The organism is Pectobacterium versatile (genome assembly GCF_020166435.1).
Taxonomy (GTDB): Bacteria; Pseudomonadota; Gammaproteobacteria; order Enterobacterales; family Enterobacteriaceae; genus Pectobacterium; species Pectobacterium versatile.
Genome location: NZ_JAINZP010000001.1, coordinates 441,247 through 466,184 on the forward strand (window position 1 = coordinate 441,247; position 24,938 = coordinate 466,184).

At 51.8% G+C, this 24,938-nt stretch carries 15 protein-coding genes and 2 pseudogenes; 5 read left to right on the forward strand and 12 right to left on the reverse strand.

Translation table 11 applies throughout. The annotated features are described in order from the left end of the window. Positions 1-15: 15 nt before the first annotated feature. Together K7X24_RS01985 and K7X24_RS01990 are read right to left on the reverse strand one after the other, a co-directional pair. Complete coding sequence (locus tag K7X24_RS01985) at positions 16-1,569, reverse strand: methyl-accepting chemotaxis protein (protein ID WP_103860539.1); 1,554 nt, start codon at positions 1,567-1,569, stop codon at positions 16-18. 369 nt (positions 1,570-1,938) lie between these two features. After that, positions 1,939-3,492: a methyl-accepting chemotaxis protein gene (locus tag K7X24_RS01990; RefSeq protein ID WP_103860540.1), complete on the reverse strand. Its 1,554-nt coding sequence runs from the start codon at positions 3,490-3,492 to the stop codon at positions 1,939-1,941. Between the two features lie 372 nt (positions 3,493-3,864). Between K7X24_RS01990 and K7X24_RS01995 the strand changes: the two genes are divergently transcribed. Together K7X24_RS01995 and K7X24_RS02000 are read left to right on the forward strand one after the other, a co-directional pair. Beyond that, positions 3,865-6,456 (forward strand): YdbH family protein, encoded by a 2,592-nt coding sequence (locus K7X24_RS01995; protein ID WP_224552570.1) that lies wholly within the window; start codon positions 3,865-3,867, stop codon positions 6,454-6,456. Between the two features lie 15 nt (positions 6,457-6,471). Continuing rightward, on the forward strand, positions 6,472-6,705 hold the full coding sequence (locus K7X24_RS02000; protein ID WP_103860542.1) for a YnbE family lipoprotein: 234 nt from the start codon (positions 6,472-6,474) through the stop codon (positions 6,703-6,705). Between the two features lie 43 nt (positions 6,706-6,748). Here K7X24_RS02000 and K7X24_RS02005 read toward each other — a convergent pair whose 3' ends face one another. Further along, a complete protein-coding gene (locus tag K7X24_RS02005) occupies positions 6,749-7,354 on the reverse strand; it encodes an FMN-dependent NADH-azoreductase (protein WP_039505775.1) in 606 nt (201 codons plus the stop codon). Between the two features lie 305 nt (positions 7,355-7,659). Here K7X24_RS02005 and hrpA point away from each other — a divergent pair, with 305 nt between their 5' ends. Then, entirely contained in the window at positions 7,660-11,547 is a 3,888-nt protein-coding gene (gene hrpA, locus K7X24_RS02010; RefSeq protein ID WP_224552572.1) for an ATP-dependent RNA helicase HrpA, read from the forward strand. Positions 11,548-11,630: 83 nt separating this feature from the next. On the opposite strand, the gene K7X24_RS02015 is transcribed toward hrpA, so the two are convergent. From K7X24_RS02015 to rstA, 5 genes and pseudogenes are all read right to left on the reverse strand, one after another. Continuing rightward, positions 11,631-13,406: an EAL domain-containing protein gene (locus K7X24_RS02015; RefSeq protein WP_224552574.1), complete on the reverse strand. Its 1,776-nt coding sequence runs from the start codon at positions 13,404-13,406 to the stop codon at positions 11,631-11,633. 446 nt (positions 13,407-13,852) lie between these two features. Then, positions 13,853-14,683 (reverse strand): trypsin-like serine peptidase, encoded by an 831-nt coding sequence (locus K7X24_RS02020; RefSeq protein WP_224552576.1) that lies wholly within the window; start codon positions 14,681-14,683, stop codon positions 13,853-13,855. Between the two features lie 727 nt (positions 14,684-15,410). Beyond that, a pseudogene (asr, locus tag K7X24_RS02025) lies at positions 15,411-15,698 on the reverse strand (acid resistance repetitive basic protein Asr); the annotation flags it as partial. 178 nt (positions 15,699-15,876) lie between these two features. Further along, the gene (gene rstB / locus K7X24_RS02030; protein WP_224552580.1) at positions 15,877-17,190 is read right to left on the reverse strand and encodes a two-component system sensor histidine kinase RstB; all 1,314 of its coding nucleotides are present in this window, start codon (positions 17,188-17,190) and stop codon (positions 15,877-15,879) included. Then, entirely contained in the window at positions 17,187-17,924 is a 738-nt protein-coding gene (gene rstA, locus K7X24_RS02035; RefSeq protein WP_224552582.1) for a two-component system response regulator RstA, read from the reverse strand. Before rstA ends, rstB begins: the two co-directional genes overlap by 4 nt. A gap of 220 nt (positions 17,925-18,144) precedes the next feature. Between rstA and K7X24_RS02040 the strand changes: the two genes are divergently transcribed. Then, positions 18,145-19,347 (forward strand): immunity 26/phosphotriesterase HocA family protein, encoded by a 1,203-nt coding sequence (locus K7X24_RS02040; RefSeq protein ID WP_224552585.1) that lies wholly within the window; start codon positions 18,145-18,147, stop codon positions 19,345-19,347. 25 nt (positions 19,348-19,372) lie between these two features. Here K7X24_RS02040 and folM read toward each other — a convergent pair whose 3' ends face one another. Continuing rightward, positions 19,373-20,095 (reverse strand): dihydromonapterin reductase, encoded by a 723-nt coding sequence (gene folM / locus K7X24_RS02045; RefSeq protein WP_224552587.1) that lies wholly within the window; start codon positions 20,093-20,095, stop codon positions 19,373-19,375. A gap of 219 nt (positions 20,096-20,314) precedes the next feature. Between folM and K7X24_RS22120 the strand changes: the two are divergent. Beyond that, positions 20,315-20,503, forward strand: a pseudogene (locus K7X24_RS22120) (hypothetical protein); the annotation flags it as partial. A gap of 38 nt (positions 20,504-20,541) precedes the next feature. On the opposite strand, the gene dauA reads toward K7X24_RS22120, so the two are convergent. From dauA to K7X24_RS02060, 3 genes are all read right to left on the reverse strand, one after another. Beyond that, positions 20,542-22,245 carry a C4-dicarboxylic acid transporter DauA gene (gene dauA, locus K7X24_RS02050; RefSeq protein WP_224552589.1) on the reverse strand — a complete coding sequence of 568 codons (1,704 nt, stop codon included), beginning with the start codon at positions 22,243-22,245 and terminating at the stop codon, positions 20,542-20,544. Positions 22,246-22,408: 163 nt separating this feature from the next. Continuing rightward, positions 22,409-23,503 (reverse strand): sodium-potassium/proton antiporter ChaA, encoded by a 1,095-nt coding sequence (gene chaA / locus K7X24_RS02055; RefSeq protein WP_224552591.1) that lies wholly within the window; start codon positions 23,501-23,503, stop codon positions 22,409-22,411. A 347-nt stretch (positions 23,504-23,850) separates the two neighbouring features. Next, positions 23,851-24,654, reverse strand: a complete 804-nt coding sequence (locus K7X24_RS02060) for a siderophore-interacting protein (RefSeq protein WP_224552593.1) — start codon at positions 24,652-24,654, stop codon at positions 23,851-23,853. Between the last annotated feature and the right edge of the window lie 284 nt (positions 24,655-24,938).

Genomic DNA, 24,938 nt, shown 5'->3' on the forward strand with positions numbered 1-24,938 from the left:
AGCGTAAGACCGATTTTAGCGAGACGTACTGAAAACCGACACGGCTTCGGACATCGTGGAAATCTGCTGTTCCAGACTGTTAATGGCAGAACTGGAGTGCGTAGCCAAAATGGTGTTCTGGCGCGTCAATTCATCAATGTTGTTCACCGCAGAATTAATTTGCCCCAGCCCTTGCGATTGCTCTTGTGTCGCCAGGCTGATTTGATTCACAAGCTGCGAGACTTGTTGTACCTGAGCCAGAATGTTGTTCATTGACTGACTGGTATGGTTGACCAATTTATCGCTGGTGTGAATGTTCGCGATTGTGGCATCGATAATCGCTGCGATGTCTTTGGCGGCAGCGGCACTACGCTGCGCCAGAATACGGACTTCCCCCGCGACCACGGCGAAACTCTTGCCCTGTTCTCCGGCGTGAGCGGCCTCTACTGCTGCATTAAGCGCCAGAATGTTGGTCTGGAACGCCAGATTATCCAGCACGCTAATGATGTCGGTGATCTCTTTGCTGGAACGGGTCATGGTCGCCATGGTATCGGTTACCTGATTGACCGCTTTCTCTCCTGCATTGACAGCCTGATTGGCATCATTCGCACAACGCGTTGCTAACTGTGTGGCAGACGCATTACTTTGGATCGTCGCCGTCAGTTCTTCCATTGATGACGCGGTGGATTGTAAGCTTTGCGCGGTATCTTCACAGCGCTGGCTGAGTGTGTAATTCCCCGAAGCAATCTCGCCGCAGGCGTTGCGTAGTTCAGCCAGCTTGCCGTTAACATCATCGACAAACGTGCGGAAATTCATGCCGGATTGGTTGACGGCGCGTAATAACATGCCAACTTCATCCACGCGATTAAGTTGAAACGAGTTGTCCGCCTGCCCAGATGCGGAATTAATAGCCTGGCGTAGAATCTTTTCCAGTGGTTTTGCCAGATGTTGAACTAATAATTCACTGGTTATTGTCGCGCCAGCGAGTAGTGCCAGAACAAAAGTTAATAGCGGTGTGGTGAGTGGAAGGGTCGCCAATAAGAAAAGAAGCGCAAATAGCATGAAAAGGAAAACGTAGCTTCTTATCCGCCACCGTATGGGGATGACGGTAAATAAGCTAAGAAGTTTTAGCGGCCCTTTATAAATCAATAGTCCCTGAAAGAGTCGGCGGTTTTTTAATTTATTCTCGTTCATTTGGTGGTAAAGCGCTTCTGCTTGCCGAATCTCTTCCTGTGAAACGCGGGTTCTCACCGACATATATCCTGTGATTTTCCCTTCCTTCATCAGCGGCGTCGTACTGGCTTTTACCCAATAATAGTCGCCACTCTTGCGGCGATTCTTGACGACGGCCGTCCAGATTTTACCTGCCTTCAGCGTTGCCCACATGTCGGCAAACGCCTGCGGGGGCATGTCCGGGTGGCGCACGATATTGTGAGGTTGGTGGAGGATTTCCTCAAAGTCGTAACCACTGGCATCAATAAAATCGTCATTGGCATAAGTGATATGGCTATCGGTAGTGGTAACCGACATTAGCTTTGCTTTTTCATCTAATAAATACTGAATATCACTGACTGGAAAATTCTTACGCATTTATTGATCCTTTTAGTATAAGCAAGCATAAACATAATGTTTTTAGATCCATTAGCTAACTGAAAAGCGATTAATGCTATTTAATTAACGGCAATCTTCACGAAATACTTAGCGAGTAGACTTATATATTCTTACTAGTTTCGCTCGTTATTTTTTCTTTAGGAAACTGTTGTTTTTTCTTCAGGAAAGTAGTTGCCTAGCCCGACTCGCTGCAAGAGCCTGCGCCGGTGACCAAAAGCATTCATTTGCTAAGTATATTATGACTCTGCGAATTTGCACGGTGGGTAACGCAGGTTGAAGTATGGGAAAAATGACGAGGGGATAAGGCGACGGACGCCCTGATATGAGCGTCCGTGAAGATGAGATTAACTAGCGGGAAAGGCTAAAGACAGAAGCTGCTTGTACCATACTCGAGATCTGCTGTTGCAGGTGATCGGTGGCCGAATGTGACTGACTCGCCAGCGCGGTATTCTGATGTGTGAGCTCATCGATGCGGTTTACCGCTTCATTAATTTGCTCCAGCCCTTGAGATTGTTCCTGCGTTGCGAGGCTGATCTCATTCATCAAATTGGTAACGTGCTGAACCTGCAGCAGAATATTGCTCATGGATTTATGCGTGTGTGAAACCTGCTGTTCACCGGTACGAATGCTATTCAGCGTTTCGTCAATGATGGTCGAAATATCGCTGGAAGAAGAGGCGCTACGCTGTGCCAACGAACGCACTTCACTGGCGACCACCGCAAAGCTCTTACCCTGTTCTCCGGCATGTGCGGCTTCGACGGCGGCGTTCACGGCCAGAATATTGGTCTGGAACGCGAGATTATCCATCACGCTGACGATATCCGTAATCCGTTCGCTGGAACGGGTGATCGTCTCCATTGTATCAGAGACCTGGCTGACAGCCTGCTCGCCAGAGTTCACTGCCTGGTTCACATCCTGCGTATAGAGTGAGGCCTGAAGCGAGGCTTCCGCATTACTTTTTATTGTTGCAGTAAGCTGTTCCACGGAGGCGGCGGTTTGTTGCAGGCTCTCTTCCGTTTCCTCGCAGCACTGTGCCAACGTATGGTTGCCTTGCGCGATTTCATTACAGGCGTTTTTCAGCTCGCTCAGATTGGTGTTCACATCGTCCACGAAGGTGCGGAAATTCATACCGGACTGGTTTACCGCGCGCATTAACATGCCAATTTCATCCACGCGATTAAGCTGCGTCAGGTTGTCCGCCTGTCCGGCAGCGGAACGCATGGCCTGAGCCAGGATTTGCTCAATAGGACGGGCAACATGGTGCACCAGAAGTTCGCCACTGACAAAACAACAGGCGATGAGCAGTGGAAAAAGTACGGAGGCCAATGCCGTTCCCGCCAGCAGAGAATAGGCAGCGATGAGCGGAATCAGGCTAAAGAGTAGAAAATAGCTGCGGATGCGCCAGCGTAATGGCATGGTTTTAAAAAGACTCAGGATGCGCAATGGCCCAGTATAAATAAGCAGACCATGATGGAAGGTGCGATATTTCAGTTTACCTTCATTTGCACTGGCATAGAGCCCCTCAGCCTGACGAATCTCTTCGGGTGAGGCGGCGGTCCGCACAGACATATAACCGGCAATTTCACCGCCTTTTCTCAGTGGCGTGGTGCTGGATTTTACCCAGTAATGGTCGCCATTTTTGCACCGATTTTTCACAATCCCCGTCCAGATATTGCCTGCGCGCAGCGTTTTCCACATATCCGCGAAGGCGGCTGGTGGCATATCCGGGTGTCGGATAAGATTATGGGGCTGCCCCATCAGCTCATCTGTGGTATAGCCGCTGACATCAATAAAATCTTTGTTTGCGTAGGTAATATGGCTTTCTGGCGTGGTGACCGACATGAGTCTGGTTTTTTCAGAAAGAGGGAGCTGACGGTCGGTTACAGGGGTGTTATTACGCATAAAGCAGTCCTTGATATGCTGTGTCCGAATACTGATTTAACATGAGGCATACCCACGGCAATGAATCAGCGGATAGCGGTAATGGTTCAGGTTTGCCCATTGATTTTTTTAAGGCGCTCGGGCAGAAGGAGATAATCCTGATATCCACCCGTAAACGCTTTGTTCATGATGAGATAACGTGATTCATTACAAAATATAACCTCAATTAAACATTTTACCACGAAAGGGTAATGAGTACGTACGCACAATAGTGGTAAATGTGAGCTGGATGGGTTTGTTTGTTAATAAAAAGAGCGATTTGTGAATGAATAATCGGCAGAGTTATGCTGGACGAATTTTACCGCTATTGAACAGGATGCTTAACTCGCGCTAATGATTAAAAAACGTGCACTTTCAGTCGCTTTCCTGCTCGCCGCATTGCTGTTTCTTTCCTGGCGAGCACTGCCGCAGTGGCTACCACGCCTTGCTAACATCTGGCTCTCGACGGAGATGTTTTTGACCGTGGATGGGACGCCTGGCTGGCAGGGCGGCGGGCTGCATAGCACGGGGTTCCGTCTTATGGCCGGGGAGTGCACGCTCGTTGACGTACGGGGTATGACGCTGCGTTGGCATAGCTGGCGATGGCATGTCGATATTGATACCGTGACGTTAAACAGTGACTGCCTGCAATATGTGCCAGCAGGGAGCAACTCCGAGCCAGCGGCGCAGCTGGCGCAATGGCAACAGCGACTGCCTGCTGTCGATATTCAGGTGAAGACGTTTACGCTACAGCCGTGGCAGGATTATGCTGGGCAGGTGCGACTCCGCAGCGACGGCAAACGGCAACAAACGCTGGATTATCAGGGCGATAAACTGGCGTTTAAGGCAGAGCTGAACGATAAGCGTCTGACGCTGCATGAGAGCATGCTCGCAACGCCAGCGGGGTTCGCGCGCCTGCAAGTCAGTGGTGAGATGGAACTGGCCGATACGTTGGATGCTGCACCAGTGCAGGGGCGGCTCACCGGAAAACTGGATTCAGGGCAGACACCCGATCCGCTTTCGCTCCTGCTGGACTGGCATCATCAAGCTGGTGAGCTGGTACTGAATGCGGCGAATGACGAGATGCCGCTGATATCGCTGCCGTGGCAACTGACGGATGAGGTGATTCAGGTCACTAACGGCGTCTGGCGCTGGCCTTATGCCAATCAGCCACTCTCCGGGCAGGTGGCTATGACATTACAACATTGGCGACAAGGGTTGGATGCCACCACGATTAACGCGCGGTTGAACATGCTGACGCAAGGGCATAATGGTAAGGCGAACGCCGTGCTGGTGTTGGGGCCGGGTAACATCGGCCTGCTCAATAGCGAATTGCGCTTTCAGCTTACCGGGCAGGCAAACTTACCCGCACTCTCCCTGACGGCAACGTTGCCGGGGGTGTTGCAGGGCTCGATTCTCAATCCCGAATTCTCTCTTTTACCGGGGGCGCTGCTGCGTGCCTGGGGAAGGCCTGCGCCGCAAATTTATCTTGAAGAGGCACGCTGGCCGCTGGCGGGTGTCCGAGTCAGTGCGACGGGCGTGAATGGACGACTACAGGCGATTGTGAAGGCACGGGAAGAATATTGGGGGCGCTTTAGCCTGCACCTTGACGGTCAGGCACAGGATTTCTGGCCAGATCAAGGGCAGTGGCAATGGCGTTATTGGGGCAACGGTCATCTGCCACCGCTCAAAGGGCAGTGGGATGTGGCCGGTCGAGGCCAGTGGCAGGATACCCTGATTGAAGTCAGCCAACTGTCGAGCGGCTTGGATCAGTTGGGCTACGGCATTGTGACGGTGCACCAGCCCCGACTGACCATTACTGAGCCGATCCGTTGGCAGCGCGCCCGTTCCGGTGAATATTTTCAAGGGGCGCTACAACTGGCCTCCGAACGGGCACACTTCAGCAACGGGGGCTACTTGCCGCCTTCGTTGCTAACGCTGGCGATGCAGGGGCGTAGCCCGGATGATTTCCAGCTACAGGGGCAGCTACAGGCTGAGGATATCGGGCCAGTCAGGCTGCGTGGCCGCTGGGATGGTGAACGACTGCGTGGTGGCGCGTGGTGGCCGACACAGCCGCTTAAGGTGTTTCAGCCTCTGCTTTCTCCTCTGTTGAAAATGAACATTCGCGCCGGACAGTTTTACGCACAGGCCGCATTTTCCGCCGCACGTAAAGAAGGATTCAGCGCGGGCGGACATTGGGTCGTGAAAAATGGCGGACTGTGGCTACAGGATGGTGAAGTTAGCGGCGTTAACTTTGTCCTGCCTTACCGTTTGAAAGATCAGCGCTGGCAACTGGGCGTCAAGCAGCCCGTTGCGCTGCGAATTGACGTGCTGGATAACCTGTTTCGGATGAGCAATATCCGCGTCGATCTCCAGGGTTTTTACCCGTACAGTGAACGACAGCCGCTGGTTATGTCTCAGGCCGACATGGACGTCTTGGATGGGCATATTGGCCTGTCTACATTGCGCTGGCCGCAGCGGGAACCGGCGCTGTTCACCGTTAAGAGTGTGGATCTCAGCGAACTGATAACCGTGTTAAAACAAAAGCAGTTTGCCCTGTCCGGGCGCGTGAGCGGCACGCTTCCGCTGAATTTTAATCACCCGACCATGCTGATTGAAGGCGGACGAATTACCAATGACGGTTTCCTGACGCTGCGACTGGATAACCAACTGGCCGATGAGTTAGCGAGTAAAAATCTGGCAGGCGGGGCGGCGATTGGCTGGCTGCGCTATCTGGAGATTGGGCGTTCCTATGCCACGCTTGACCTGAATAATCAGGGCGAATTGACATTAACGTCGCGGGTGCAGGGGAAAAACCCGCAGCTCAGTGCAAAAAGACAGGTTATTCTTAACTATCGCCATCAGGAAAATATCTTCCAGCTATGGCGCAGCTTGCGTTTTGGCGATAACTTGCGGGATACGCTGGAGCAGCAGGCAAATGAATAAACTCAAGGTAGAACAATGAACAAGTGCGAGACATTGCTGGCGGCATGTTGCATGGCCGCTTTCCTGACGGGATGCGTGCCGCGTATTGAAGTGGCTGCGCCCAAAGAGCCGATTACCATCAATATGAACGTGAAGATCGAGCATGAGATTCACATCAAAGCGGATAAAGAAGCGACGCAACTGCTGGAAAGATCGGACAATGCGGCTGGCGATGAGATAAAGAAAAGCGCGCCGGAGGGCGCGCAATAGTCAAGCCAAGTAAACCAATGGCAAGGTCGGTAATGATGAATCTTTATGCGGTGACCAACTGAGACAGCTGAGTTTTCGCCGTTTCGGTGGCTTTCTGTGCCACATCTGGGCCGTAGCCATAGCCTTCTGCGAACACGAACTCAAGGTCAGTCAGACCGAGGAAGCCCAGGAAGACGCGCAGGTACGGTTCCAGCAGGTCGGTTGGTGTGCCTTTATGGATGCCACCACGGCTGGTTAATACGATAGCGCGTTTACCTTTCACCAGACCTTCTGGACCTTGCTCGGTGTAGCGGAACGTTACACCCGCGCGAGCCACCAGGTCGAAGTAGTTCTTCAACTGAGTCGGAATGTTGAAGTTATACATTGGTGCAGCGATTACGATAACGTCATGTGCTTGCAGTTCGGCGATCAGTTCGTCGGACAGTTTCAGGGCTTCCTGTTGACGAGGAGTCAGGGCGGCATCGGAAGGACGCAGCGCGCCAACTAATTCGCCATCAAGAACCGGAATCGGTTGAGCGGCCAGGTCGCGGACGGTGATACTGTCGTTTGGATGTGCAGACTGCCACTCGGCGGTGAAGTGATCGGCCAGTTGGTTTGACTGAGAATAACCTGCCAGAATGCTTGATTTCAGAACCAATACTTTGCTCATTGCCAATTCCTTTAGTGATTGAAGTGGGCGACAACATAACGCCCCTTGATGCGTCACATCTTATGCGGTGATCTAGAAAGAGAAAAGTGCAAATATTCGAGGTCTTTATTCGATTTTATTGAATAAGACGATGTTTGACTAAGTCCGGGCAGGGGCGATTAGAGCCGTCTATGACAATGTGCTACTATCCACGCCTTAAAAATTCAGTACCTTAAAATCAGGTTAGGCTCCATTGAGCCAGATTCGGTGGCGAGCATCGCCCCGGCAGAGACAAGAATTAGAGAAAACGATTAAGGAAGAGCAACGTGAAATCACCTCTCAGTGCATTATCTACGCAGTTAAGTGAGCTAATGCTTCGCGATCGGCAACGTCTGCGCCGCCGTTTACAGGGCGCGGCGAAGGTCAGCAGCCCGCAGGCTCAGGCGGCGATCGCTCAGGAAATTGAGGGGGAAATCGCCGCCGCGCGCCAGAAAGTCGAGAACCGACGGGCAAGCTGTCCGGCGATTCACTATCCTGAACAGCTTCCTGTTAGCCAGAAAAAAGACGAGATACTGGAGGCGCTGCGTCATCATCAGGTGATTATCGTCGCAGGTGAAACGGGATCGGGTAAGACCACGCAGCTGCCGAAAATCTGTCTCGAACTGGGGCGTGGCGTGCACGGCCTGATCGGCCACACGCAGCCGCGTCGTCTGGCAGCCAGAACCGTTGCTGACCGCATTGCTGCCGAACTGGAAACGCCGCTGGGTGGCAGTGTCGGTTATAAAGTCCGTTTTAACGATCAGGTCGGTGACAATACGCTGGTCAAACTGATGACCGACGGTATTCTGCTGGCTGAAATTCAGCAGGATCGCCTGTTGATGCAGTACGACACATTGATCATCGATGAAGCGCACGAGCGCAGCCTGAATATCGATTTTATCATGGGCTATTTGTGCCAGCTGTTGCCAAAACGCCCTGATTTAAAAGTGATTATTACATCGGCTACCATCGATCCCCAGCGTTTCTCTCGCCATTTTAATAACGCGCCGATCATTGAAGTGTCCGGCCGGACGTATCCGGTGGACGTGCGCTATCGTCCCGTGGTGGAAGATGCGGATGACAGTGAACGCGATCAGTTACAGGCGATTTTTGATGCGGTCGATGAACTGACGCGCGAAGGGCCGGGGGATATTCTGGTCTTTATGAGCGGTGAACGTGAAATTCGCGATACGGCAGAGGCGCTAACCCGTCTGGACTTGCCGCATACCGAAATCCTCCCGCTGTACGCGCGGCTGTCGAATCAGGAACAGAACCGCGTCTTTCAGTCACATCACGGCCGCCGCATCGTACTGGCGACCAACGTGGCGGAAACCTCGCTCACCGTGCCAGGGATTCGCTATGTGATCGACCCCGGTACCGCGCGCATCAGTCGCTACAGTTTCCGCACCAAGGTACAGCGTCTGCCGATTGAACCTGTCTCGCAGGCGTCGGCGAATCAGCGTAAAGGACGCTGCGGCCGTGTCGCTGCCGGGGTGTGTATTCGTCTCTATTCCGAACAGGATTTCCTGTCACGGCCTGAATTTACCGATCCCGAAATTCTTCGCACCAATCTGGCTTCCGTTATTCTGCAAATGACGTCGTTGGGGCTAGGCGATATCGCTGCGTTCCCGTTTGTTGAAGCACCGGATAAGCGCAATATTCAGGATGGCGTGCGGTTGCTGGAGGAATTAGGTGCGATTAATCTGGCAGAGAATGGACATTATCGCCTGACGCCGCAGGGGCAACAGCTGGCGCAATTGCCGATCGATCCGCGTTTGGCGCGAATGGTGCTGGAAGCGCGTAAAACCAGCTGTGTGCGTGAAGTGATGATCATCACCGCTGCGCTGTCGATTCAGGATCCGCGCGAAAGGCCGATGGATAAGAAGCAAGCATCGGATGAGAAACACCGTCGTTTTGCCGATAAAGACTCCGATTTTCTGGCTTTCGTCAATCTGTGGGATTACCTGCGTGACCAGCAAAAGGCGCTGTCTTCCAGCCAGTTCCGCCGCCAATGCCGCACGGATTTCCTTAACTATCTGCGCGTGCGTGAATGGCAGGATATCTACACGCAGCTGCGTCAGGTAGTGAAAGAACTGGGGCTGCCGGTCAACAGTGAACCGGCTGATTACCTGAGTATTCACTGCGCGCTGCTCACTGGCTTGTTGTCGCATATCGGGCAGAAAGATATTGAAAAACAGGAGTTCAGCGGCGCGCGTAACGCACGGTTTGCGATTTTCCCAGGCTCGGGGCTATTCAAAAAACCGCCTAAGTGGACAATGGTCGCTGAACTGGTGGAAACCAGCCGCCTGTGGGGACGCATTGCCGCGCGTATTGAACCCGAATGGATCGAGCCGCTAGCTCAGCACCTGATTAAGCGGAGCTACAGCGATCCTCACTGGGAGAAAGCGCAGGGCACGGTGATGGCACAGGAGAAGGTGACGCTCTTCGGGCTGCCGATTGTCGCGGCGCGCAAGGTGAACTACAGCCAAATCGATCCGACGCTGGCGCGTGAGATGTTCATCCGCCATGCGCTGGTGGAAGGTGACTGGCAAACGCATCACGCCTTTTTCCGTGCCAACCTCAAACTGTTGGCGGAAGTGGAAGATCTCGAGCATAAATCGCGCCGCCGCGACATTTTGGTGGATGACGAGACGCTGTTTGCTTTCTATGACCAGCGCTTGCCGCACGATGTGGTGTCGTCACGTCATTTTGATACATGGTGGAAAGTGGCCAGCCGGGATAACGCCGACCTGCTTAATTTTGAAAAGAGCATGTTGATTAAAGACGGCGCGGAGAAGGTGAGCGCGCTGGACTACCCGAACTTCTGGCATCAGGGCAGCCTGAAATTACGCTTGTCCTATCAGTTTGAACCGGGCGCGGATGCGGATGGCGTAACAGTACATATTCCGTTGCCTATTCTCAATCAGGTACGTGAAGAGGGCTTCGAATGGCAGATTCCCGGCGTGCGCCGCGAACTGACGATCGCGCTGATTAAATCGTTACCTAAGCCATTACGTCGTAATTTTGTACCCGCGCCGAACTATGCCGAAGCGTTTCTGGCCCGTACCACGCCATTAGCGAAGGGGCTATTGGATGCGTTGGAACGTGAACTGCGGCTGATGACGGGCGTCACGGTGCCGCGTGAGGCGTGGCAGTGGGATCAGGTGCCCGATCATCTGAAAATCACATTCCGCGTTATCGATGAGAAGAATCGGACGCAGCGCGAAGGCAAAGACCTGAATGCGTTGAAAGATCAGCTTAAGGATAAAGTGCAGCAAACGCTGTCATCCGTAGTGGATGACGGGCTGGAGCAGCGCGGCCTGCACGTCTGGAGCTTTGGTTCGCTGCCGGACTGTTATGAGCAGAAGCGGGGCGGCTATTCTGTCAAGGCCTATCCGGCGCTGGTGGATGAAAAGGATAGCGTGGCGATTCGCCTGTTCGATACGCCGCACCAGCAACAGCAGGTTATGCGGCAGGGGCTGCGCCGTCTGTTATTGCTGAACATTCCGTCGCCGATTAAATATCTGCATGAAAAGCTGCCGAACAAGGCGAAACTCGGTCTTTATTTCAACCCGTACGGAAAGGTGTTGGATCTCATTGATGACTGTATCGCCTGCGCGGTGGATAAGCTGATTGAATCATCCGGTGGTCCCGTCTGGCAGGAAGAGGCCTTCCAGAAACTGCATGAAAAAGTGCGTGCAGAGCTGAACGATACGGTGGTTGATATCGCCAAGCAGGTTGAGCAAATCCTGACGGCCGTCTTCACCATTAACAAGCGTCTGAAAGGGCGTGTAGATATGGCGATGGCGCTGGCGTTAAGCGATATCAAGAGCCAGATGAATGGTCTGGTGTTCCGGGGTTTTGTGACCGCAAACGGCTGGCAGCGCCTGCCGGACGTGCTGCGTTATCTGCAAGCGATAGAACGGCGTCTGGAGAAACTGGCGCAGGATGTTCACCGTGACCGGGCGCAGATGCTGAAAGTGGAGCACGTTCAACAAGCGTGGCAACAGTGGTGGAATAAACTGCCTGCGGAGCGACGTGATGACGACGATGTGAAAGCGGTGCGCTGGATGCTTGAGGAACTGCGCGTCAGTTACTTTGCTCAGCAGTTAGGGACGCCTTTCCCGATCTCGGATAAGCGCGTATTGCAGGCGATGGAGCAGGTTGAAGGGTAATCTTTCGTTATCACAGCAGGTCGGCGGCGTTTGCTGCCGACCGCTCGTCTTGCTGCAACGGATTTATTTTAACGATGATGTGATTAAGACGTGCGTGACGAGTAGTCATTCAACCAAGCGGTGAAAGCCTCTGGAGGGATTGGCCGAGAAAAATAGTAGCCCTGAACTTCATCACAGTCAAAACGCGCCAGATGTTCGAGCGTTTCCTTATTTTCCACCCCTTCCGCCAAAACAATATAATGCAGTTTATGCAGCATGCTGATAATAGACTCCACAATGACGCGGCTTTTGTGGTCAGTTTTTATATCTTTAATCAGCGATTTATCCAGTTTTATCACCGTAGAGGGAATGTTGCGCAGATAGCTTAAATTGCTATATCCCGTGCCGAAATCATCGAGAGCGATAGTAAACCCGAGCTGTTGCAGTGTTTGGATAGTGGCGAGCGTTTCGGAACTTTCGATGATTTTCTGCGTTTCGACACATTCTATATCAATGTCTTGAGGGGTGAGGCCCTGGGTGTCCAGAATGCTGATGAGGCGTGGGATAAAGTCATTTTCGGAAAAATTTCTGGCAGAGACGTTAATTGAGACTGGGAAGTTTAGTCCCAGGTGACGCCACCGCTTCACCTGGCACGCGGCCTCTCGGGTGACCCAGTCGGTTAATGGGCGCATCAGCGTCGTTCCTTCTGCTAGCGGAATAAACTGGTCGGGGTAAATCTCACCCAGCTCGGGATGATGCCAGCGAATCAGCGCTTCGGCACCAATGACGGTGTTGGTCTTGATACTTAATTTCGGCTGGTAAACCAAATACAGACCCGGCCTCTTGCTCTGTAACACATCGGCCAGCTCATTGAGCAAGGTAAAGGCGATTTGCTGCGCCTTATCGGCCTCGTGGTCATAAGCAAACTGACGGATATTTTTGGCGATGGCAGCGCGCAGTGCGCTCATTGATTCACGTAGAATTCGCTGTGGATCGTTGGCCGGAATTTGAAATTCAGTATAGCCAACGAAAAATTCCAGTTTAAGCGGAATATGGCTGGTGATACTTTCATGAATCCGCTCGGCGCAGGCGTCGAGCTCTGCCAGAACCTGCTCTTTTTTGTCAGCTTTCACCAGCAGGGCGAAACGCCCTACGGCAGCACAGTAAATGTTGTCTGGTGAACGTAAACTGAGACGCAGGAAGATGCCGATATCTTTCAGCAGGCCCTCTACGGTCGGCATACCCAGCGCACACCCCATTTCATAGGCGTAAGAAATGTCGATGGTATCAATCAGAATAAGCAGATAGCGCTCGTGAATATCGGTAATGTGGCTGATGTCATCGATCAGGCGCTGTCGGTTGGGTAACAGAGTCACGGCATCGATCAGCCCAATCGCATTGCGGTATTCCATTAGCACCATCGCAATCGTAGCTAAATCGTGCAGTAGCCGCAGTTGAACCTTACTGAAGGTACGTGGAACATAATCGATGACGCAAAACGTACCGATGGCATAGCCTTCTTTGGTTTTAAGCGGAACGCCAGCGTAAAAGCGGATAAAAGGCTTGCCGGTCACGTAAGGGCTATCGTTAAAACGGTCGTCCTGAATGGCATTGGGGCAGACAAAGGATTGGCCTGTTTGTACGATAAAATGGTCGAATGAACCGATTTTACCCATATCGTCCAGAGGAAAATGGTTTTTCGCTTTAATATGCAGAGATTTAGAACCCGCTAGTGTGACGAGTGCCGTGGGGGTTTCGAGCAGTTGACAGGCCATTTTCGTGAGTTTGTGAAGAATATCGTCTTGAGATATATCGGTTTTTTTTAATTCATCGAGAGTCTGCATGCGTTCTTTTTCGTCATGGCTCAAATGTTTTAACATGTAGACTCTTCCTTTCCGCAATAATAACCGCGACAACATCAATTTAATTTAACGGCGACACAATAACATAGAGGCTAAAAATTGAGGTAACTTATTATATCACCTTTATCTTTCCGTTAAGGCTCAGAGGCTTTTTTGTCTTAAACCGTGTTTTCGGTTTTCAGTGTGCGGTATGAATTTATGATATTTTCCCATGACTTGCGAGCAGAGATAATCGGTTTGGTTGAGACAATGCTCTGCGAATAAATGGGAATCTAATTATAAAAAAGCATCTTCATAAGATAAAAATAAAACCCTGCTAATTGTCTCGTCGCTACCGAGCGACAATATGGATGATTAATCTATATCTCTGATAAGAATAGAACAGATATTTTTTTATACCATGAAGCAGGCGGTATCCCTAATAGCGATTTCCGCCTGACGAGAGGGCTTTTGCGTAGTGGGCGTTAGCGTTGTTTTGGCGATCGTAGTTTTGCCAATGTTTCTAGCTGCTGACGAATGGCGATAACCGAAACGGCGCGATTATCGGCTCGATCGCGTTCACTGGCATCGGGTGCTGAACTTTGAATTCCCATAAGAACCCAACCTGCTGTTGAGTTTAACATCAAGGGGGATCCGCTATCGCCGGGCAGCGTGTCGCACTGGTGTGCCATAACGGCAGGATGAACCCAGCCGGTGATCACACAATCCTGATGGCGATAAAGCGTTTCCTGATGATCCTCTGGGTAACCTGCCTGTGTGACGCGCTGGCCGTTATCCTGCAATGCCTGCATCAACGCCTGATGACTGCCTTGCCAAAGCGGGAGCGGGCGAATTCCAGGCGGTGTTTGTTTCAGCCAAATCAGGGCGTAATCCAGCGGTGCTGCCGAGGGCGGAACGATCCATCCCTCGCCATCGGCTTTCAATTTTTTGGCGAGTGCTTTATTTGCCAGTGCTTCAATTTCCGTCGTTTCATAGTGCCAGCCATTTTCTGTCGCCAGAAAGCGCAGCGCGACGGGCTTGTCTATTTCGCCCTTCGGTGGGATGACCACGCAATGCCCCGCCGTCAGTGCCAGATGGGGAGAGATGAGTGTTACGGTGCAGAGGTTGCCAGTGGTGGTTTCCAACTGCCCAATCGCCTGCCATGGCCAGGCGGCGGCGTCAGGAACCGCATCCCGATTGTCGTGATTAAAAAATAAGATGTGTCGCTGCACTGCGGCGTCTGTTGATGCTGATTCAGCCCAACTTAGCGGGGCAGTAAAAGATAACAAACATAACAACCAGACTGATAGACGCATGAAGTAAATAAGCCTTATGGTAAAAGTCGGCGGCATAAGTGAGCGCATTGATTTAAATATAGAGCGTTGAATGCATTATACCCATCATACTTCAAGTTGCCTGTGCGTTGACTGCGTTACTCAGCACACTTATGTGTGCCTCGCCCCGTTGGGGCCGCTGCAAGCAGCGTTCAACACTGCCTCTGGCAGAGTTGTCAGTCACCCGAATCACTTACTTGAGTAAGCTCATCGGGATGAAATGAGAGACATCTTGTCTCTCACCAAAGGCCAGCCGTTGGCTGGTCAAATTCGTTCCCGACGAATTTGTCCTTCCCTTTCCGCGTTATTCGGCCTTGTGGCCTCACCCCTTCGGGGCCAACGCGTTGCGTTGTTCAAAACGCTAACGTTTTGTCATGAAACTCGAATTATTTAGGGTATATAGATGCAAATGGCGGAGATATTGCTGCCTGAAAATTAAGGCGGTAACGCGCTCACGGACTGTCATCCTGCTATGGGGAATTCTGCGAACTAGAGAAAAAAACTCAGGGTGATAAATCCACAAAGCAGAACAAGGGATAGCATAATTTCAAATGAGTAACGTCGCATCATTATCCCGCCCCCATGAAATAAACACCCAGTAAACTGAGTGTTTGATGGTTGTCCTATTGCGGTAAGCACTTTAGTGACGTAGCTTCCCGCAAGTGACTCCTTCCCTGCGGGTGTTTACCAATTACGCCGCTGGCGTGGTAGCTGAGGGTTTTATCGTTTTAGCTTTCTTCACCTGCTTTTTGGCAGCCTGCGCTTTCTGTGCTGCGAGTTTGGTTTTCTTCACGTGTTTTTTGGCAGCCTGTGCTTTTTGTTCAGTGGCTGGTTTAGCTTTCTTCACCTGCTTTTTATGGTGAATGGCTTTAGCTGGAGCAGAGGTGGTCGCCGTCGCAGAAGGCTGTACGGGGGCGCTGGTTACGGTATCTGCGGCGAATGCTACAGAGGACAGACCCAGAGCCGCACCTGCGATCATAACTAATACTTTATTCATCATTATTTCCTCGTTATCTCATTCACGTTTCGTGACCCTCGGGTGGGCCGTTGAAGAGAGAATAGGGCAAACAGAGAGCGGCTTCCGTGAGTGATTGGTTTCGGCGCGTAACCTAATGTACAAGTTTGGAAGCGCGAGGAATAGATTGAAAGACAGTGGGATTACTGCTGTCTCGACATTAGTGCTGAATGGCGATTGTGGCCTGCGTTGTGGCGGTTTTTATCGGCCAGCAGAAACGGAAACGAGCACCGCCTAGCGGGCTTTCATCTACGGTAATACTGCCTTCGTAAGCTCGCGCAATGGCATGAACAATCGCCAGCCCCAGCCCACATCCGCCGCTGCTGTTCTCGATACCCGCTTCCAGACGGACAAACGGTTCAAACACGCTTTCCTGGCTTTCGGGTGGAATACCGGGGCCGTCATCTTCGACTTGCAGACAGGCAATATGCCCGGCGTCGGACGTCATGCTGACATGCAATCGGCTGTGGCAGAAACGTAACCCATTGCCAATCAGGTTATTCAGTACCCGCTCCATCAGGCGTAAATCGAGCGCCCCAATCTGTGCTGAATGAGGCATGTCCAGCGAGATGTGTTTGTCAGGGTGGATCAGGCGGAAATCGTCAACTTTTGCCTGTAGCCACGACGGAATATCAATATCGGCAAGATGCAACGTCACCTGTGGACGGTTGAGTCTGGCATACGTCAGCAGCTCGTCAATCAGTGCTTCGAGTTGACCAATATCCCGGTTTAACGCCTGCTGCTCATCTTCTGTCAGGTTGTCGCTCATCGCCAGCCGATAGCGCAGCCTGACCAGCGGCGTACGCAGTTCGTGCGCAATGTTGTCAATCAGCTGCTTTTTACTGTTGATGAGCTGGTTCAGGTTATCTGCCATGCGGTTGAAGGCGATGCCAAGCCGGTACAGGCTTGAGGTGCTATCGAAGTGAATGCGCTCCTCCAGATGACCATCTCCCAGGCGTTGTGCGGCATTTTCCAGTTTTAGCATGGCCTGCCAGTGTGGACGCATCCAGAGGAAAACCGGCAACGCCAGCGACAGCCCGATGAGCATCACCAGCAGTAAATCCAGCAACCGCATTTCGTGCAGGAAGAACAAATAAGGAATCGGGCCAACGGCAAGAACATAGTGGCTGCGGGGGATGCGTTGGATAAATGTGTATTCATCATCCAGCGCAATAATTTCCCCCTGATTCAGACGCTGCCGGTTCTTGGGACTCAGCGCATATTTGCTCACCGGTTCGATGTGCAGTTTGAATGACAGGTTTAAATCAAGTTGGCTGATGGTTTTATGCCAGTCGCGGGGCGGAATTGCGCGCAGTTCATTACGAATGAGGTACAGCGAGCTTTTCATCAGGTCATCCATGGACTGACGTCCGGCACGTTCGGCCGTGACTTTATAGACCAGCCCGACCAGAAGTGTCATGACGACAAAGCAGGCGAACAGCAATAGAAAAAACTGGACGAACAGCTTTCTCATAGCGTGACGCTCTCCCAGGTATTGGGGGCAAACAGATACCCTTTGTTGCGCACCGTTTTAATACGGAACGGCTCCAGTGGGTTGTCGTACAGTTTCTTACGCAGACGGGAAATCGCGACGTCAATGCTGCGATCCATGCCGTCGTAGGTCACGCCGCGCAAATTTTTCAGCAGCGCATCCCGATCCATAATGTGACCCGCGTGGGTCGCCAACTGCCAGAGCAGATCGAAATCCGCGGTGGATAACACGATGTGCTCTTGCCCTAATGTCACTTCTCGGTTGACCGGATCGATACAGAGCAGGCCGAAGTGCAGGGATTTATGCACCTGCAACGCGGCGGGCGCAGCGTTTTCCGTCACAGCCTGTGGTGCCGTAGCGTATTGCCGCAAATGCAGGCGCAGGCGAGCGAGCAAGACTGCGGGCGGTGTGGTTTTCAAAATATAATCATCGGCACCCATTTCCAGCGCCAGAATATGATTCATGTCGCTGTCCAGCGACGTCAATAGCACGATCGGACCGCTGTACTGTGGTCGCAACTCCCGACAGATGGTCATTCCGTCTTTGCCAGGCAGCATGATATCCAGCAGCACGAGATCGGGCTGCTGCTGTTCAATAAACGCTAATGCCCGATCGCCTCGTGCTTCAACTTGAACATTAATGTCATGTTTGCCGAGGTAGGCGGCGATCAATTTTCCGACCTCGGTATCATCTTCTATAAAAACAATCTTATGCATGGTATTTGCGTCATCTCCATCTCACTACTGATAGCATAGCCTGATGATCGGTGATAAACGAGAAATGAAGCGTAAATGGGTGTTAAGTATTTGTTTACTTGTCAAAATTAGATAAGCTGCTGCGTGTGTTTTTTTAGGCAGTATTGCACCTGATTCTCGTCGTTTACTGAGAACGGCGACGACCTGATTACTGAATACTTCACTGGGAACCGTGCTGAAGATGAAACCAATTGACCAAATAAATAGCTGGATGCAAGAAGCCTTACGCCCTTACTTTGGGTTGGAACCGTTATCGGCTGAATGGGATATTTTAACTGTACGTGACGGCTATTTTATCTGTTTCGATGGCGAAACGATCCGAAAACGTATTACAGCCACCGCGTTAAATTATCAGGAAGAAGATGTCATCATTCGGACGCGCGGACGTGAGGTTATTTTGCCGAGAACCGCGCGAGGTAAAGAAAAAAAACTGACTTACACCAGTGTTTCCAGCGTGATGGCGGACGGTATTGTATTTTCTGCGGGCATCAGAACGTTTAATTCGGGAAGCTATGGTTATGTCAACGCCAGCAATTACCGAAACGCTATCCAACTACCTTTGCCAGAATGTCGGCATTTGGTCAGCAAAGACGCGATTGTTGAATGGCTGCAATCTTATCACGAGCGGCTACCCGTTGATTATGCACATAAGCTGGAACGCTTGCTGCAAAAGAAAAACCAGCAGCATAAAACTGTTCCGGGCGATATCTTTCGGGTCGAAATAGACCTGCATACTGATGGCTATGTTTTGGTTATTGGCAACCTGCGCCAGATGCAAAAAGACGAACTTTTTGCAGAACATAGCATCTGGAATGATGTGATGACGATGCCGCTATTTGTTCGGCCTTACCTTTTCAGCACGATTGAGCGTAATCCACCGCTGTCGGAGATCGTGGCATTGCCGTTGTCAGAAAAATGCTGGATTGTCATGGATAATGCTTTCCTGCGCGGTAATTACGAGTATGTGGGCTCGAAAGTGTTGTCGGAAGAAGACATTCTGTTTCCTGTTGGCTATGGCCCCAACATCAGCACAAAGAGAAGCGACTACCGTTTGTCTTGGGGACCCAGTTCGATCGTGAAAGCCAGTCAAGATACAGTTTTTAAAGCTGGGCGTAACTATATGAACAATGGGGCTTATAGCAGCGTGTCAGCCGAATCCTTCGCTGATAAAGGTTTCCCTGACTACGATAAAACGTTGCACAAACCGGAACATCGTGACGCGTGGGAACAGGCATTGGCTGAGTTTGGCTTTCCACCCGATACGACCTACGATGCCTTCGCCCAGCGTACTGGCGGGCTGACACGTGCAGCTTACCTGACGTATATCGCCAACAATAAAGTGTACCAGCGTAAGGCGCGAGTGAAGAAAAAAGAGACGAAATAGCGTCAGAGATTTTATTGGATGGGCCTTAGCGCAAAGCCCGTCCACCATCAATACCCAATGTTTTCCCCGTGATGTAGCGGCTGCTGAGCAGGTAATCCACCAACTGGACAATTTCTTCTTCACCGGGGGCAATTTTCATCAATGACTTTTCCAGCGCCTGCTGACGATAGGATTCGTCATCCTTTTCATTAAACAGGATTAGACTGGGGGCGATCGCGTTGACTTTCACTTCCGGCGCCAGTTTGCGGGCAAATGAGCGTGTCATATTATCCAGTGCCGCTTTGCTGGCAGCGTAGGCGATGTGTTTCTCGCTGCCTTTTTCAACCACGTAATCTGTCAGATGAATAATATCCGCGCCAGCGATACCTTGCCCGCGAAGGCAGGGCTCCAGCAGTTGGTTGAGTAAGTAGGGCGTATAGACATGAATTTGCAGCATATCGGCCAGCGTTTTTTCTGGCGGTGTGGCGGATTTTTCGGGCTCCCAGCGGCTGGCATTGTGAATAATGGCGCGCAGCTGCGGCGTGAGCGACTGGATTTGCTCCGCAAACGCATAGATGTTTTCCGTGGTGGAAAAATCGGCGGTCAGACAAACGGCACCATCTTGCTGTAGCACCTCCAGCTCAGGATAAGGTGTGCGATAGCTGATGATGACCGGAATCGACTGGGCCAGAAACGAACGCGCCAGCGCCAGCCCAATACGCCGTGCGCCGCCGGTAATTAACACGGGAGCAGAAGAAAAAGTTGTCACAATTAGGTCTCCTCAACACGCTAGTCAAAAGGGGGCGAAGCGTGACAATATACCTGAATTAACAACTATACTCGTTATACTTCAAGTTGCATGTACGTTGGCTACACTACTCGGCACACATGCGTGTGCTTCGCCCCATGCTGCAAGCTGGGTTCAAACCTGCCTCTCACCGAAGGCCAGCCGTTGGCTGGTCAAATTCGTTCCCGACGAATTTGACCTTCTCAGGTGAGTGACGAAATCAATATTATCAGGCTGATTACGCTGGCTCGTCAGCAGGGTTAACTGCCTTACTCACTGACGAACGAGCAACTGAACGCCATTAGCAGCGAATGTGATGCAGCGCTGGATTTAACGCTGCGGGACGAGCGCCTGTCCGTCCGACTCAACATGCCAGCCGTGCAGCATTAGCACGGCGTGGCCTGCATGCTATTTCTATTCTGTTTCCGTTACGCTGAACGCACCGCCGTCGCCTCAATCGCCTGTGCTAATGAACCGTAGAAACTGAGTCGTCCTTCAATCGGATGAACCTTCGCCCTTGCCAGCGTTTTTAGCGGCTGGAAAGGAATGTCGGTGATGATGAGTTGTTTGCCTTCGGGCAGCGTTTCGCTAAAACGCAGGAACGCATTGAGGCCGCCAGCGTCCAGTACCGGCACGGCATCCCACTGTAAGATGATATTTTGATAGCCTTCGCTACGTACGGTCAGTTCGTTGAAGATGCGCTCTGCCGCGGCGAAAAACAGCGGGCCGTTAACGCGCAGCACCAGATGGTCTGGGATTTTTGTGTCCGGTAGCTCGCTCAGGCGGGTCATCTGTGCGATGCGACGCATGAAGAGCAGGGATGCCAGCACGATGCCGACGGTAATCGCGATCACCATATCGAACAGCACGGTCAGCGACATACAGAGCAGCATTACGATAATGTCGTCTTTCGGCCCGTGGCGTAGCAAATCCACCACTTTGTGCGCTTCACTCATATTCCAGGCGACGATCAGCAACAGCGACGCCATTGCTGCCAGCGGCAAATAAGACAGCCACGGCGCCAGTATCAGCAACGCCAGTAATACCAGCAACGCATGAATCACCGCGGAGATCGGCGAGTTTGCTCCTGCACGCACGTTGGCAGCGGAGCGGGCAATCGCAGCGGTTGCAGTAATGCCGCCAAAGAACGGTGCGATGATGTTACCGAATCCCTGACCCATCAGTTCTGCATTAGAATTGTGTTTTTTGCCCGTCATCCCGTCCAGCACGACGGCGCACAGCAGCGACTCAATCGCCCCCAGCATCGCCATCGAGAATGCCGCAGGCAGCAGAGCGGAAATGCTTTGCCAGTCCAGCGTCATCGTCTTCCCATCCGGCGACGGAATATCCCATGGCAGAATGAGCTGCGGCAGGATAGGTGGAATCCCTTGCCCCTGCGAACCGTCTGCCAGCATATAGCTGAACCGGGAACCGATTGTGGCCACATTTTCACCAAGCAGCGACATGATCCCCATTACCGCGACGCCTGCCAGTAGCGCAGGCAAGTGACCGGGCAAGCGAATACCGAGTTTGGGCCAGACGATGAGAACCAAAAGCGTTGTTGCGCCAATCAGCGTATCAGCAAGATGCAGGGTCGGCAGCGATTGCGCCAACGCCGACACTTTTTCGACGTAATGCTCGGGTACTACTGCCATCTGCAAGCCGAAGAAATCCTTGATTTGCATAGTACCGATGGTGATAGCGATCCCGGAGGTAAACCCCAGCGTCACGGAGAGCGGAATATATTCAATCAGACGGCCAACGCGGCAGAGCCCCATCAGCAGCAGAAATACGCCCGACAGCAAGGTGGCGACCAGCAGGCCGGATAATCCGAACTGTTGCGACACCGGATACAAAATGACGACGAAGGCAGCCGTCGGGCCCGATACGCTGTAGCGTGAGCCGCCGCTGATGGCGATGACGATCCCAGCAATGGCAGAGGTATACAGCCCGTACTGCGGAGGAACACCACTGGCAATTGCCAGTGCCATCGCAAGTGGTATAGCGATGATGCCGACAGTAATGCCAGCGATAATGTCGTGCGTAAAACGTTGCAGCGTATATTTTTCGCGCCAGCACGCATCGATCAGCGCGCTGAACGGCCTGATGCCGTTAATTCCGTGCGTTTTCATCTAAGCAGAAACCAAAGTAAGGAAGCAAATCAACATGGCGGGCCTGCCGGTCCGTCGACGACAGCCTTACGATACGCCGGACGCGCCCAGAAGATCCAGATATACATCAAGAGAAGTGAAGCCTGGTGAGACCGACGCGGTGAAAACCGCGTCGGCAGAGGGATTACAACGTAATGGTGATCAAATAGGCTGCAAAGAGTGCCAGGTGCGCGCTGCCGCTCAACACGTTAGTTCTACCCGTGGAGAATGTAATGTGGCACAGCACCAGTACCGACAGCATCACGACGATGTGTGGCATATCTAGACCGAAGTTCAGCGTGCGGCCAGTCAACATGGCGATGATCGTGACGGTAGGAACCGTCAGTGAAATCGTTGCCAGCACGGAACCGAAAAACAGGTTCATTGCGCGCTGTACCTGATTTTTCAGAACGGCGCGAATTGCTCCCAGGCCTTCAGGAGAGAGGATTAACAGCGCGACCAGGAAGCCTGTAAACTGCGTCGGCGCGTTCATTTCGGTCAGCAGTGTTTCCAGCGGCATTGAGTTCATCTTGGTCACCGCGATAACGGCAATCAGGTGAACCAGAAGCCAGCCAGTGTGCCACAGTGAACTGTGCGCGGACGGTTTACCATGGTGCGGATCGTCGCCTTCGTCTTCATGCTCATAGACAAACAGGCTTTGGTGCGTGCGGGTTTGGATCAACAAAAAAACACCGTACATCGCCGCGGAAATAGCGGCAACAATTAGTGATTGACCGACGCTAAAGTTACCGTCAGGCAAGGCGCTGGGGAAAACCAGCACAATCACGGCTAATGGGAAAATCGCCATTAGATATTGTTTGATACCGCTCAGGTTTACATATTGTGTGGCAAACTTACGGCCACCTAGCAAAAGTGCAAACCCCACCAGACCGCCGGTGACAATCACAATGATGGAATAGAGGGTGTCACGCATCAGGTCTGGCCCAGCGTCACCGGTTGCCATCAGCGCCGAAATCAGGCTGACTTCAAGAATCACGACGGACAAGCTGAGGATCAGTGAACCGTAGGGTTCACCCAATCGATGTGCAAGTACGTCAGCATGACGTACCACGCTAAACGCACTGAAAAGTATTCCGGCTAGCGCGAGGGCGTTGATACCAAGAATCGCGACAAAATCTTGTGAGTTGCCCCACATATAGAGTACGGCCAGCGCAATAACAGGAAAAATGAGTGAGTATTCATGATGGCGCGTTTTGACCACCTCAGCATGAGACTTCATTGCGGGAGTTCTCCTTATCCAGAGGAATAATACGGCAAAATATCCCCGTCATACTTCAAGTCAGCGCACTGACAACTCGAGTTATTTAGGGCATAAGGCAGTTTATTGAGGTCATGAACCCCTTTATTAATGCATAAACCATTTATTAAAGACGTAGAACAACAATAAACAGCAAAAGGTTACTAAAAGGTAGTTATAACGTAATAAAACGAACAATATGATAACAGATTGTCGTGGTGATGCATTTTTTTTTACGGATTTTTACGCTTTGAGCTTAAATTTGAATGAAAAGGGAGAATCTGCACGTCTTCTCCCTATCATGATAATATCAAATGTTTTTTTTGTGGTTATTCATCAGGATTGTCCATGATATCGTGGCGTTTATGATGGTAATCCTCTTCATTTAACCCTTCTCGCCAGTAAGGTACCGCATATAACTGATTTCGCTCACACCCACGTTCGCGACGCACGTGGCGACGAAGCTGAACCACGATACGATCCTCACCCGCTAACCAGTAAAATGCATTTTCAGCCGTCGGCAGTGCCTGGAAATGCTGCAATAGCGTGTCTGTCGCGTCTGTTCCACCGACAATCCAGTGCAACTGAAGCTGCGCTGGTCTAGCGATATCAAGTTTATCAGCCTCGCTGTCGACACGGATAACAGCATGCCCCAATGCGTCATCAGGTAAATTTTCTAGCAGCGCGATGAGCGCGGGGAGCGACGACGGGTCGGCGGCCAGATAATAAGCGGCGGCTGGTGACAACATTGGGAACGGGCCTCCGGGTTGCGAAATACCAACCCAATCGCCGGGTTGGGCATGGCGGGCAAAACTGACGGCAGGTCCAGCATGTTCATGCAGCGCGAAAACCATATCCAGCTCTGCATCTTCTGGGCGTACCGCGCGAACGCTATAGGTGCGAACGATGGGGCGGGCTTCGCCTTCTGGCCAGATTGGGCCGCGTTCACCGATTGTGGGCAGAGCAGGCTTTTGCTGTCCAGTCTGAGGCAGAAAGAGCTTGATGTGCGCGCCATATCGCTCGGCGGGATAATCGCGCAGCGCGTCGTGATGGAACGTAATGCAGCGTAAATGAGGGGAAATATCGTGGATCTGTTTAACCTGAACTAAAACAGGCTGACGCGGCGTTGCCATTCAGTGTCTCCGTGGATAGTCGATTCCAAATTAAGGATGATAATAACATGAGATGATAATTATTATTATTTGGTTTTTGGGCGTTATTGTCTTGCCGCTGTCGATATTGGGGGCAGTTTGGATATCCAAAGTTATTATACGTTAAGGCTGTTTTTGACCTTTTCAACGTTAGCTGGCCTCTGGCGAGGGTACTTACCTGAAACCAGTGTCCGGCTGCTTTTCTAGATATAATCGCCAGTCAGATCGATATGCTGCTAGACTAACGGGGAAAAATGCAACAGCAA

Coding starts and splice junctions, on each gene's coding strand:
- K7X24_RS01985 (WP_103860539.1), bottom strand. CDS start 1,569: ATGCGTAAGAATTTTCCAGTCAGTGATATTCAGTATTTATTAGATGAA.
- K7X24_RS01990 (WP_103860540.1), bottom strand. CDS start 3,492: ATGCGTAATAACACCCCTGTAACCGACCGTCAGCTCCCTCTTTCTGAA.
- K7X24_RS01995 (WP_224552570.1), top strand. CDS start 3,865: ATGATTAAAAAACGTGCACTTTCAGTCGCTTTCCTGCTCGCCGCATTG.
- K7X24_RS02000 (WP_103860542.1), top strand. CDS start 6,472: ATGAACAAGTGCGAGACATTGCTGGCGGCATGTTGCATGGCCGCTTTC.
- K7X24_RS02005 (WP_039505775.1), bottom strand. CDS start 7,354: ATGAGCAAAGTATTGGTTCTGAAATCAAGCATTCTGGCAGGTTATTCT.
- K7X24_RS02015 (WP_224552574.1), bottom strand. CDS start 13,406: ATGTTAAAACATTTGAGCCATGACGAAAAAGAACGCATGCAGACTCTC.
- K7X24_RS02020 (WP_224552576.1), bottom strand. CDS start 14,683: ATGCGTCTATCAGTCTGGTTGTTATGTTTGTTATCTTTTACTGCCCCG.
- rstB (WP_224552580.1), bottom strand. CDS start 17,190: ATGAGAAAGCTGTTCGTCCAGTTTTTTCTATTGCTGTTCGCCTGCTTT.
- rstA (WP_224552582.1), bottom strand. CDS start 17,924: ATGCATAAGATTGTTTTTATAGAAGATGATACCGAGGTCGGAAAATTG.
- K7X24_RS02040 (WP_224552585.1), top strand. CDS start 18,145: ATGAAACCAATTGACCAAATAAATAGCTGGATGCAAGAAGCCTTACGC.
- dauA (WP_224552589.1), bottom strand. CDS start 22,245: ATGAAAACGCACGGAATTAACGGCATCAGGCCGTTCAGCGCGCTGATC.
- chaA (WP_224552591.1), bottom strand. CDS start 23,503: ATGAAGTCTCATGCTGAGGTGGTCAAAACGCGCCATCATGAATACTCA.
- K7X24_RS02060 (WP_224552593.1), bottom strand. CDS start 24,654: ATGGCAACGCCGCGTCAGCCTGTTTTAGTTCAGGTTAAACAGATCCAC.